General features: G+C 28.4%; 15 protein-coding genes and 2 pseudogenes. All 17 read left to right on the forward strand.

Annotated features, from left to right (window positions below; translation table 11 throughout):
• The 17 genes and pseudogenes from cysC (at nt 1) to BM384_RS01440 (ending at nt 12350) form a co-directional block, all read left to right on the forward strand.
• A complete protein-coding gene (gene cysC, locus BM384_RS01365) occupies nt 1–528 on the forward strand; it encodes an adenylyl-sulfate kinase (protein WP_090009978.1) in 528 nt (175 codons plus the stop codon).
• 35 nt (nt 529–563) lie between these two features.
• Complete coding sequence (locus tag BM384_RS01370) at nt 564–1343, forward strand: class I SAM-dependent methyltransferase (protein ID WP_175537246.1); 780 nt, start codon at nt 564–566, stop codon at nt 1341–1343.
• A 27-nt stretch (nt 1344–1370) separates the two neighbouring features.
• Entirely contained in the window at nt 1371–1652 is a 282-nt protein-coding gene (locus tag BM384_RS01375; protein ID WP_090009984.1) for a TIGR04076 family protein, read from the forward strand.
• Between the two features lie 355 nt (nt 1653–2007).
• Complete coding sequence (nrdD, locus tag BM384_RS01380) at nt 2008–2862, forward strand: anaerobic ribonucleoside-triphosphate reductase (RefSeq protein WP_347455045.1); 855 nt, start codon at nt 2008–2010, stop codon at nt 2860–2862.
• A 330-nt stretch (nt 2863–3192) separates the two neighbouring features.
• Nucleotides 3193–3504, forward strand: a pseudogene (gene nrdD / locus BM384_RS01385) (anaerobic ribonucleoside-triphosphate reductase); the annotation flags it as partial.
• A 178-nt stretch (nt 3505–3682) separates the two neighbouring features.
• Nucleotides 3683–3811, forward strand: coding sequence for a hypothetical protein (locus BM384_RS18445; RefSeq protein WP_278280885.1), 129 nt, complete (start codon nt 3683–3685; stop codon nt 3809–3811).
• 471 nt (nt 3812–4282) lie between these two features.
• A pseudogene (gene nrdD / locus BM384_RS01390) lies at nt 4283–5239 on the forward strand (anaerobic ribonucleoside-triphosphate reductase); the annotation flags it as partial.
• 21 nt (nt 5240–5260) lie between these two features.
• Nucleotides 5261–5773, forward strand: coding sequence for an anaerobic ribonucleoside-triphosphate reductase activating protein (gene nrdG / locus BM384_RS01395; RefSeq protein ID WP_090009987.1), 513 nt, complete (start codon nt 5261–5263; stop codon nt 5771–5773).
• Between the two features lie 200 nt (nt 5774–5973).
• Nucleotides 5974–6153 (forward strand): hypothetical protein, encoded by a 180-nt coding sequence (locus BM384_RS01400; protein WP_090009989.1) that lies wholly within the window; start codon nt 5974–5976, stop codon nt 6151–6153.
• Nucleotides 6154–6170: 17 nt separating this feature from the next.
• Nucleotides 6171–7046: a DUF6734 family protein gene (locus BM384_RS01405; protein ID WP_090009992.1), complete on the forward strand. Its 876-nt coding sequence runs from the start codon at nt 6171–6173 to the stop codon at nt 7044–7046.
• Nucleotides 7047–7071: 25 nt separating this feature from the next.
• Complete coding sequence (locus BM384_RS01410) at nt 7072–7383, forward strand: hypothetical protein (protein ID WP_090010008.1); 312 nt, start codon at nt 7072–7074, stop codon at nt 7381–7383.
• Between the two features lie 268 nt (nt 7384–7651).
• A complete protein-coding gene (locus BM384_RS01415) occupies nt 7652–8527 on the forward strand; it encodes a response regulator (RefSeq protein ID WP_090010011.1) in 876 nt (291 codons plus the stop codon).
• Nucleotides 8509–8964 (forward strand): chemotaxis protein CheX, encoded by a 456-nt coding sequence (locus BM384_RS01420; protein WP_090010015.1) that lies wholly within the window; start codon nt 8509–8511, stop codon nt 8962–8964. Before BM384_RS01415 ends, BM384_RS01420 begins: the two co-directional genes overlap by 19 nt.
• A 130-nt stretch (nt 8965–9094) precedes the next feature.
• Nucleotides 9095–10423, forward strand: coding sequence for a hypothetical protein (locus BM384_RS01425; RefSeq protein ID WP_090010018.1), 1329 nt, complete (start codon nt 9095–9097; stop codon nt 10421–10423).
• Between the two features lie 28 nt (nt 10424–10451).
• Nucleotides 10452–11426, forward strand: coding sequence for a U32 family peptidase (locus BM384_RS01430; RefSeq protein WP_090010021.1), 975 nt, complete (start codon nt 10452–10454; stop codon nt 11424–11426).
• 115 nt (nt 11427–11541) lie between these two features.
• The gene (locus BM384_RS01435; protein WP_090010024.1) at nt 11542–11715 is read left to right on the forward strand and encodes a YjfB family protein; all 174 of its coding nucleotides are present in this window, start codon (nt 11542–11544) and stop codon (nt 11713–11715) included.
• 104 nt (nt 11716–11819) lie between these two features.
• Nucleotides 11820–12350 (forward strand): 2'-5' RNA ligase family protein, encoded by a 531-nt coding sequence (locus BM384_RS01440; RefSeq protein WP_090010027.1) that lies wholly within the window; start codon nt 11820–11822, stop codon nt 12348–12350.
• Nucleotides 12351–12510 lie beyond the last annotated feature (160 nt).

A 12510-nucleotide genomic window follows, 5' to 3' on the forward strand; every position in this document is an offset into this window, starting at 1 on the left:
ATGAAACAAAAAGGTGTAACAATATGGTTTACAGGGCTTTCAGGTGCAGGAAAGACTACAATAGCTAAAAGGGTTTTTGAAATTTTAAAAGACAAAGGAATAGATTGTGAAAGGTTAGATGGAGATACTTTAAGGGAAGGTATATGTAAGGATTTGGGCTTCTCTCAGGAAGATAGAAATAAAAATATTGAGAGAGTAACTTACATTGCAAAGGTATTAACTAAACATAATGTAATAACCCTTGCTTCCTTAATTTCTCCATATAAATCAATGAGGGAATATGCAAGAAATGAAATTGGTGCTTTTTTAGAAATATTCGTAGATGCATCCCTTGAAGTAGTGCAAAAAAGAGATGTTAAAGGTTTATATAAAAAAGCATTAGCAGGAGAAATTAAGGGTTTTACAGGAATTGATGCACCATACGAAAAACCTGAAAACCCAGATCTTACAATTTGCACTGCGTCAATGACTGTTGATGAATCAGCAAATCAAGTTATTACTTTATTAGAGAGTAAAGGATACATTTAAAATATAAATCTTAGTAAAAAGGAGGAACTATCAAAGTGGAGAAAAAAGTTGATTTTAGTAAATTTTCAAATGGGTCTAGATTGTTTTCCTTTGAAGAAGAAGGAGATTTCTTTATACCATACATTAAGGATAATATGAAGATACTTGATTTAGGGTGTGGAAATGGAGAATTTACAATTTTTCTTTCTAAATTAGCTGCAAAGGGAAATGTTATTGGTATTGATAATAATGGTGAACAAATAGACACTGCAAAAGTAAATGCTGATAAAAATAAAATTTCAAATATGAAATTTTTAGAAGCTGATGTATATAATCTACCATTTGAGGATTGTACTTTCGATTTTGTAAGTATGAATATGTTATTAACATATATAGATAAGCCAATATCTGCTTTAAAAGAAGCCTTTAGGGTTTTAAAAAAGGGTGGCATAATAGCAGTAAATGATCCTGATTATGATGGAAATATAATGGCACCTAATTATCAAATAATTTCTCAGAGGATGGCCATAAATGAAAAATTAATGAGGGATAATGGAATTAATATGAGGAGTGGTAAGTATAATGCTAAGCTTCTTAATGAAGTAGGTTTTATAAATGTTAAGCCAAGTGTAAAGATAAAGTCTTATGGAAGTAAAGAGGAAGCACAAGAATTCTCAAAACATATGAATGAAATTGAAAATTTATTTTTCAGTAGTGATGCTTCAGACATGGCTAAAAATATGAGAAAAGAATCTTGGAGATGCTGGATGGAAAATCAGGGGGCATTTGCGGCAAGAACCTATTGTAGAGTAGTAGGATGGAAAGATGAAAATTAATTATTTATTTTAAGGGGGAAAATAAAAATGGTAATAGATCCAGGTTATAATAATAAGGTAATAGCAACAGTTGTTTCAGTTAAAGGACATTGTGCAGCAGGACATAAGGTAGGAGATAAATTTGAAGTTAGCGTAATTAATGCAGGAAATATGTGTGGCCTTTGTTACAATCGTATATTCCCAGCACTTTGTACTTATCAGTTTGATGGTAATTTTCCATGGTGGGTTGGAGATAATGCTATAGTTCAATGTCCTGACCAAAAGAATCTTGTATCTATAAAATTGGAAAAAGAAAAGATTGAGAAATAAAAATATAAATTAATGGTTTAAATAATATAACTGGAAAAAAATTAATTAATAGAATTAGTTAAAGTTAAAAAAATCAAATAAAACAATAGAAGTGTTAAATTAAAAGATTCTAGCAATGCTGGAATCTTTTTCTCTTTAGATAAGGCCTAATTTTTTATTAAAATAAAAAAATTTTTTTCGACAAAAATATGGCCAAAAATATAGTGAAACGGCATATATAGTGGGCGAACATAAATTTATACACAATATTTTCTGTAATTTTTTTGAATGCAAACAAAATAGAATTATAGTATAATGAGTCAGTCGAACAAAATTCAGATAAAATTAAGGGAAACTAAGGAGGCAGATTTTGGTTATGAAAGTAATTAAAAGAGACGGTAATGAAGCCTTATTTGATAAAGAAAAGATAAGGGAAGCAGTAGAAAAAGCAATGAAAAATGGAAGTGGTATTTATATGCCTGAGATTGCTAAACTTATTGCTGACGATGCAGAAAAAGAATTTGATATGGAAAATGAAATTCCAACTATAAATAATATTGAAAGTTATGTATATGATAGACTTATTCATTATGGACAGGCTATAACAGCAAAGTCTTATGAGGGATATAGAGCAGTACAAGAATTTAAAAGAAATACTAATACTACAGATGAAAGTATATTAAGTCTTCTAAATAAGAAAAATGAAGATGTAATGATGGAGAATTCAAACAAGAATTCAGTTATTGCAGCAACTCAAAGAGATTTAATAGCAGGAGAAGTATCTAAGGATATTTCTAGAAGAAGATTAATACCTTCTCATATAGTTCAAGCTCATGATGAAGGTACTATTCATTGGCATGATATGGATTACACATTATCGCCAATTTTTAACTGCTGTTTAATAAACTTAGAGGATATGTTAGATAACGGAACAGTTATTAATGATAAATTAGTAGAATCTCCAAAGTCTTTTGGAACTGCATGTACAGTAACAACGCAAATAATTGCTCAGGTAGCTTCAAATCAATATGGTGGGCAAAGTATTACAATAAAGCATTTAGCTAAATATTTAAAGGTTACAGAAAATAAAGCTTATAAGTTCTATATTGAAAAGTATAAGAATGAAGAATTAGCTAGAGAATTAGCTAGAGATATGAAGATGAAGGATCTTAAAGATGGGGTACAAACAATAAGATACCAATTGTCAACATTACAAACAACTAATGGTTAACATGAAGGCTGTCTATGTTAGAAATAATGTAGATTATTAGACGGTGAACCTATAAATGTAGGGTGTATCATAAATAAATATGATGCTATCGGTGAAAACTAAATTATGGGTGAAGAAAATGATTATACGACTCATAACATGTCAATACCGAGCCAAGCTTAAGAAGTAATTCTTTTGAAGGTGTAACGACTAGCTTATACGATCCTTATGGGATTATGAAAAGCGTACTGTGTAGGTGAAATACTACATGGGAAGTGCCGTCCACCCTAACGATAATAAGACGAGGGTGAAGAGATAGTCTGTGGTGTACGAAAGTATACTGGGAGAATGCAATCTCCATTTGGAACTATTTACTTAGAAGTTGAAGAAGGTCATCCATATGAAGAGGAAATGGCTTTAATATGCGAAGAAATGATTAGACAAAGACTTCAGGGAATGAAGAATTATAAAGGTCAAGAAATAGGTGAAGCCTTCCCTAAGCTTGTTTATGTATTAGATGAGCATAACTGTCTTGAAGGTGGAAAATATGATTATATTACTAAGCTTGCTGCTGAATGTACAGCTAAGAGATTAGTACCAGATTATCAATCTGCTAAAATAATGAGACAAAATTATGAAGGGAATTACTTCCCACCAATGGGTTATAATATATAGTTGTAAAACTACGGCTCATGTAAAACCTTGTGAACCCAAGCAAAAGGGGTGTCAGCGTAGAAGCTGGCTAACGATGAAACCTAAGTCAAAAATGATATGGCAATATCGTGCGAAGTTCTGTAATAAAAGACGTACTAATTATATTCAAGAAGGATTGATATAAGGTATGGAAAAAAGATATTTAATTTATAAAATAACTTGTAAAGTCAATAAAAAGATGAACATGATACTAAATTTTATAGAGAAGTCAGAAAATATTATATCTAAACTTAAAGGAAGAACTAGAAGTGAATAAGAATGTAGAAAAACAAGTGAAGCACTTAGAGATGTCCGTAAGATTAAAGAACATGTTGAGAATTTAGTAAAATCACATCTTGGAAAAGATTATTATAGAGAAGTAGTTATTATTGATGAATATAATAATATAATAGAAAGATTTAAGAATAAATCAGAATACTATAAAGGTATGGCATTAAAATATGGTGTTGGAAGAACCTTTTTAGAATGTTGGCTAAAAAACAAGAATATTTGCGAGAATAAACACAATTTGAAAAGATTTGAACTATTAAAAAATAAGAGAGTTAGATTTTTTGATGAATTTATTACAGAAAACGTGTAGAGACTATCGAAACCACATTATTAAATGATAATGGAAGGGAGTAGAGTACATTGGAGATTAGCACCAATGGAAGTGCAAGGCGTGATGAAGGCTTGGTAAGCTGGAGCGAAGAGATAGTGCGTACTAATAGAAATATTGGAGGAATCGTGTAGATCACATCTTTCACCATGGAAAGATGAAAATGGAAACTATAAATGGTATGGAAGATTTAACCAAGGGGTTATCAGTTTAAACCTACCTCAAATAGGTATTATCGCTAAAGGTGATATGGATTTATTCTGGAAGATGCTAGACCAAAGATTAGAGCTATGTAAAGAAGCTTTATTAGTTAGACATAACATGCTTTTAGGTACACTTTCAGATGTATCACCAATACACTGGCAACATGGAGCTATTGCTAGATTAAAACCAGGAGAAAAGATAGATAAACTTCTTAATGATGGTTATTCAACTTTATCTTTAGGATATGTAGGAATATGCGAATTAACTTATGCAATGCTTGGAGTAAGTAATACTAGCAAAGAAGGAGAAGAATTTGCTCTTAAAGTAATGAACTATATGCATGATAAATGTGAAGAGTGGAAGAAGGAAACAGGTCTTGCTTTTGGGCTATATGGAACTCCTGCAGAAAATCTTATATATAGATTCTGTAAGTTAGATAAGAATAGATTTGGTGAAATTCCTAATGTGACAGATAAAATGTATTATACAAATTCATATCACGTACATGTTTGCGAAGAAATTGATGCCTTTAGCAAACTTAAATATGAAGCTAAGTTCCATGGAATAAGTTCAGGAGGATGTATTTCATATATAGAAGTACCTGATATGACAAGAAACTTAGAAGCAATTGAAAGCATAATAAACTTTATGTATCATAATATTCAATATGCAGAAATTAATACTAAGCCAGATATATGCTACTCTTGTGGTTATACTGGAGAAATAAAACTCGATGAAAATTTAGAATGGTACTGTCCATCATGTGGAAATAGAGATCAAGGTGAAATGCAAGTAATGAGAAGAACTTGTGGTTATATAGGAACTAACTTCTGGAATAAAGGAAGAACAGCTGAAATAGGAGATAGAGTTCTTCATCTATAAGAACTATAAAGGGGAATTATAATGAGATATGAGCAAATAAGAAAATTTGATGTTACAAATGGTCCTGGAGTTAGAACATCTCTTTTTGTAACAGGATGTAGTAATAACTGCCCAGGGTGTTTTAATAAAGAACTTCAGAATTTTAATCATGGGAAGCTATGGGGAAAAGACACTGAAGATGAATTCATATCATATGTTAAAAATCCTAATGTTGTAGGTGTAAGTATTTTAGGTGGGGATCCCTTAGAGCAGACAATGGATAATTCATTAGTATCTTTGTTAAAAAGAATAAAGGATGAAACAGAGAAAGATATATGGATTTGGTCTGGATATACATATGAAGAAATTTTAGCTGATGAAAAGAAAAGTGAAATTTTAAGCTATGCAGATGTTCTTATAGATGGAAGATTTATTTTAGCAGAAAGAAATATTAAACTTAAATATAGAGGCTCAAAAAATCAAAGAGTAATTGACATTAAGAAATCAAAGCTAGAAGAAAAGATAGTTTTAGTTGAATTTGAAGAAGATGCATAGATATTTAGACTGTCTCATAAATTGAGGCAGTCTTTTTTATGCTCTCGTATAAATTTCAAAATATGTAATAATTTATATAGATTTTTTTAATAGTAACAGGTTATAATAGAAAGGACATGGAATTTAATTCAAAAAACTATGTTAAAAAAAACATAAAGTGATATTATATTATTAGTAGAGTTTAAAGGGGATAATTTATAATGAATGACAGAGAGAAGTTCCCACTGTTAATGGAGGATGGAAATATAATTTTTAATGAGGAAGAATTTGATAAATACAAAATTATAAAGAATTATATAGAAGAAGAAAATAAAAATTATTCATCTTTAAGTTCAAGTGATAATAATTTTTATGGGGGATATGGTATAAATCTAATATAAAAGAAGGGGCTGTTAAAATGATAGATGCATTTCATTCAAATTGGACTGCGCCTTTTTTTGCTTTAAAAAAGCAAAATGAATATTATATAGAGGATTTTGAGATACTAACAACTATTTTATCAGCCTTAGAATGGCGAAAGAATAATGGAACTATTAAAATGGTAACAGATAAAGTAGGAGCAGACTATTATGAAAGGTTAGGGATTACTTCTATATGGGATAGGGGAATAGATTTATCTTTAGAAGATATAAATATTAAAGAAATAAATCCTAATATATTTTGGGCAGCAGGAAAAATAGTTGCTTTAAAAAAACAAGATGCGCCTTGTGCAATGATTGATACAGATTTTATAGTATGGAAATCAGTAAGTGAAATGCTTAAAAATGAAAAAGCAACAGCTATACATAAGGAAGAGATAAATGATATATATCCAGGGCAAGAGGCTTTTTCCATGAAAGATGAATATGTATTTGATGAAAAGTGGAATTGGAGTGTTAAACCTTTTAATACTGCCTTTATGTATATAAGCAGTAAAGAATTTAAAGATTATTATACAGATTCATCTATTAAGTTTATGAAAAATCTAATAAATAGTGAGGACAGGCTTATTAATATGGTTTTTGCAGAACAGAGATTATTTTCTATATGCGCAGAAAAAATGAGGATTAGTCCTAAGGAGTTAATAAGTTTAAATGAACTTTCTAAAAATAATCAAAAGTATTTTACTCATGTATGGGGATTAAAAGATATAATGAGAAAAAACTATAATATTAGAAAGAATTTTTGCAAAAGATGTATAAATAGAATAATAAATGATTTTCCAGAATATGAAGAGTGTATTTTTAATATTGATTTGTTTAAAATATATTATAATGAATTAAGAGAGAAATAATTAAATTTAAGGAGTTGTAAGTATTATGGACTGGTATTGTGCAGTATGGAATTCAGACAAAGTTAATAACGATATGGGAGCACAAATACTTTATGAAAAGTTATGTAGAAATGAAACTAGCTTAGTATCTAATTGTGAAGACTTAGAAATGTTTTATGAAGAAATAAGTGGAAAATCATATATGTTAAAGGCTGATAAAGGAGAGGGATATGTAATATTATCTTGCGAATTTAATGATGCTGAAGTAATAAGTGATTTAGTACAAGATATAGCTAAAAAATATAAACTTTCTTTTTATGATCCACAAAATATTTATTATATTAACTTTAGTAAGTAAAAGTTTATTATTTAAGTGTTATTTATAGGGTATGAATTTAGTAATTAAAAAAATTATTAAATTCATACCCTTTTTTGAAGCTGTTTTATAAATAAAATTCAAAAATATAGTTAAGTAAAGTGATTTTGTGGACGACATAATATTACAAAGATAAATAAATAAATTTGATTAAAGTCAAAAAACATTGAATTTAAGGTGTTTTTTAAATATAATAAAAAATATATATGATATTTTATACATATGAAAAGAGAAAATGAGGTATTGAGAGATGAAAAAAGTTAATATTTTAATTGTGGACGATTCTCCATTTCAAATAGCTATGCTAAGAGAGATTTTAACGGAAAATGGGTTTAATGTTGTTGGGGAAGCACAAAGCTTAGAAGAAGTTAAGTCAGAAACTGCAAGGCTTAAGCCTGATTTAGTTACTATGGATATGACTATTCCAGGTACAGATGGTTTTGAATGTACTAAGGCTATTCATGAAATAGATGATAATATAAAAGTTATTATTGTAAGTTCTATGATGGATGAAGAATTAGTTAAAAAAGCTAAGAAACTTCATGTGTCAGGTTATATTCAAAAGCCTGTTGATGCAGAAGAATTAACATTACTTATAAATAGAGTAATGGCAGACGAAGAATTATTTGCTGAATTAGAAGATTTATATGAAGATATCTTTAAGGTTTCTACCTTAGATTTATTTAACAAGTTAACAAAAACTGTTCCAGATATAGTTGATATAAAGGATGAAAATAAAGAAATACAAAGTCAAGGTATTGCAATTGTTATGGGTATCATAGGAAAATATTCTGGAAGAATGATTTTTGATATGTCATTTGAAACAGCAGAAAAGCTTGCTTCAGTATTATTAAGAAGAGATGCTAAAAACAATGAAGAATTATTAAACGTTTTAGAAGAAATTGCCAATATGTTAGCAGGAAATGCTTGTTCGATGATAAATAAAAAGAATAAAATATTTGGGTTAAGGGTAGCACCTCCTACAACTCTTCATGGAGAAAGAATAAATATATCAAAAGCTGAACTTCAAGAAAGTTATTCAGCACTGATCAAATCTCAGTTTGGTAATATAGCAATTAACATAGGTTTTAAAAGAGGTGAAGGGGAATGGATGTCAATCATATAAATCCGGTATTAAAATCATTTTCAAACATACTTCCTCAGCTTGTTTTTGGAAAAATAGATAAAAAAGGTGTATCATTAAAAGGAAGTATTATAGATAGTCCGGGAGTAATTATTACAATTGGATTATTTGGTGATTTAAAAGGAAATATTATTTATGGAATGAGTGAAGATACAGCAAAGGCTATTGCATCAAAAATGATGATGGGAATGCCTGTAGATGAATTCAATGAGTTAGCTCAAAGTGCTATTTCAGAACTTATAAATATGTTAACAGCTAATACAGCTACTAACTTTTCTGAAAATGGCATAATTATAGATATATCTACACCAACATTAATGTATGGTGACTTTAAGGCAAGTGCATGTAGTGATCAAGTTCTATGCGTTAAAATGGTAGTAGATGATTATGAGGTAGATGTAAATATTTCAATTGAATAATATAGTATAATTTATTATAGTAAGCCTGTATGGTTTTTTATTAATGTATAAAAACTGTACAGGCATTTTTACGTGTAAAATTAAGTAGAAATTTCATATAATAGATAATAAAATTAATAGGAGGATTATTTTGAAAAAGGAAGAACTAGAGTTATTACCAGAGGGGCTTGTAACCTGCATATTAAATGATAGGGAAGTTAGAATACTTAAAATATCTACAAGTGAAATAGAGGTAAGACTTGCAGAGAAAGAAGAGATCCAAAGCATAAAATTATGTTTTTATAATTTTCATAAATATGAGTATGATAAGATAGAAATAAATAACTATAAGATTATAGATACTAAGGAAGAAAGATTTTATTATATTTATACTATAGCTATAGAAGATGTAGATTTTAGCTATAATGTAAAAAGGATTTTTAAGGATTATTCTAGATATATTATGCTAAAAAATTATGGGGAAGAAAATGAGTTCTCTGAAGATATGACTGGCTATCCAAAGGATAAGGATTTAGATTTTTATGAGTTTTATATAGATCAAAAGAAGGATTGGATGAAAGACTTAAAATATAATAAGAACATAGATAGGAATATAGAGCTGGCAGTTAAAATAGATAACTACACTTTATATAATAAGTATTTAGAAAATGATATAAAGTCTTTTATGAAATATTATTATGAAGAAAACTATATAAGTGATTCTGGTATTTTTAATAAAGAAGTTAAACGTATATACTTTGGTAATGAGTTTTGTCATAACCTATTTCCGAAGGAAGATTTATTATTAAGGTTAATAGAAAAAGCCTACGCAGAAAATTTAAATGTAACATTATGCTTTACATATATGAGAGAAAGATATATAGAAAAGACTAAAAATATATTAGAAAAAGTTTATGACCTATGTAGAAAGAATAATAGAAAAATTGAAATCATAATAAATGACTGGGGCATCCTTAGTATTTTAGAAGATAAAAAAGATTATTTCAGTATTTCATTAGGGGTGCTTTTAAATAAAAGAAAAAAAGACCCAAGATATGTTTATAAAAATGGATATAAAGAAAACAAAGGATTAATGGCTCAAAATAGTCTTAATAGTTCAATGTTTAGTGACTTTTTAAAGAGTTTAGGAATTGAAAGATATGAATATGAAGCTTGTGGATATGATATAGAAATAGCAAAAAAATCAAGCAGTCTCCATATGCCTTTTTATGTAACTAATATATCTCAATACTGCACTTTAAATGCTACACTACAAACTGGTAAAAGAGGAAAACAGAAATTAGTTAAATGTTGTAAAAAATACTGCACTGATTATGTTTTTATGTATCCTAAACATTTAAAGATGATAGGAAGATACAATTCTTTATTTGCCTTTGACGATACCTTATTAAAGAATAGTCAAAAGTTAATAAGTTACATTGATAATGGAGTAGATAGAATTGTATTAAATTTTATATAAATTTATATAAAAAGAAGAGGAAGAATATATGAAGATAACAGCAGGTTTAAGCTCTATAGATAATTATGAAAGATTAGTAAAAGCAGGAGCAGATGAGGTTTTCTGTGGTTTTGTGCCCTTTGAGTGGAATGAAAAGTATGGTACTTTATTCCCTTTAAATAGAAGAGAAGTTCTTTATTATAATGTTCAAATTGGGTCTTATGAAGATATGAAAATATTAAAAAGAATGATGGATGAATTAAAGGTTCCAGTTATTATAACTTTTAATTATTTATATTATTTAGAAGAACAATATGAAGCTATTTTAGATATAATGAAAAACTTAATAGACATAGGTTTTGAAGAATTTATAATAGCTGATATAGCCCTTCTCCTATATTTAAAGAATAAAGGGCTAAAGTGCACTATACATTTAAGTGGAGAGTGTGCTGAAATAAATAGCCTTTCCATAGATTTTCTAAATCAATTTAATATATCAAGATATATATTCCATAGAAAAAATAGCATTGAAGATATGGAGTATTGTATAAAAAATAATAAGGTTAAAAATTTAGAATATGAAGCATTTATGCTAAATGAAAAGTGCCATTTTACAGGAGCTTTTTGTAGTTCGCTGCACTGTGATGAGCTTTTACATTTATGTAAGGTTCCCTATGAAGTAAATAAGATAAGTAAAGCTTCTATGCATTTTCCAGAAGTGGATAATATTTTAGGTAAAATTGAAAATGAAGAAATCCTTTATGATGAAGAAGATGAAGAGTATTCATATGTTACAGGAAGTACAGGCTGTGGGCTATGTGCATTAAAGAATCTTAAAAAGGCAGGAGTTACTCATCTTAAGGTTGTTGGAAGAGGAAATTATATAGAGATGATGGAGCAGGATGTAAGAGACTTAAAGAAAGCCATTAATCTTTTAGATAACATGGAGTCAGGTATAGCTTTTGAAGAGAATATGAAAAAAGAATTATTTAATAATAAGTGCAGTAAAGAGTGTTATTATTAGTTTTAAAGTATATGTGAATTTTGTGAATTCAAAAACTTTCTATATAAAATTTTATTAAATATTCAAGAAAATCAGAAAAAATGCGATAAAAATATAGAGAGGAGGGGGAATAATTATGGAAATAGGTGGTTTATCAGTTACTCTTAATCAGAGTGCGCTTCAAACAAAAGTAGGTGCAGCTCTTTTAAAAATGAGCATGGACAATACTAAAGAAATAGCAGATAATTTAAATAATATGATGGAAGCTATTGATCCTAACTTAGGAAAAGTAATAGATGCTAGAGCATAATAGTATAAGGGAGTTGTACCTTTAAGGTATGGCTCCTTTTATATTTATATTTTAAATAGTAGTAAAATATAAATATAAAATGCAGTTAGAAGGAGACTTAATTTATGAGATATGTAATAGTTTCAGTAGTAAAAGGAGAAGGTGGTAACTTTAATAATGAATTAAGAGAAGATGTATATGAAAAATTTAAAGCAAAATCTTCAAAGCTACCAGCTCACTTTACTATTAAATCACCTTTTGAATATGATGGTGACATAAGTGAATTAGAAAATATACTAGAGGACTTTGCTAAAAAAGTAAAGGCTAAACCTTATAAGATAAATGGCTTTAATCATTTTAATGATAGAGTAATATATATGGAGGTTAATATGTCTAAAGAAGCTAAGAAAACTCATGATAGACTTATTGGTGAATTAGAAAAACTTCCATATATTAATTTTAAAAAGCAGGATGGAAAGGATAAGGTTTTTCATATAACCATAACTTCAAAGAAACTTCCTCCAAAGTATAAAGAGGTATGGGAATATGTAAATGAATTTAAGTGTGACTACGTAGAAAGTTTTGATAATGTGACTTTATACAGGTGGGAGGACAATATTTGGAAGGTTCAAAAAGAATATACATTTAATTCTTAATATGTTGTGTAAGTAACTTTAAGTTGATATAATTAAAAAAATAATATAGAGATGAGCATAATTGATCTTTAAAAAATTGAATATAGATTAGAGAATTAAAAATAGTAAAATTAGGATAACTACTAATAATATGACCTAAAAAAGGGCAGACTATCCCTAT

It is taken from the genome of Clostridium sp. DSM 8431, from assembly GCF_900116755.1.
Classification (GTDB): domain Bacteria; phylum Bacillota; class Clostridia; order Clostridiales; family Clostridiaceae; genus Clostridium.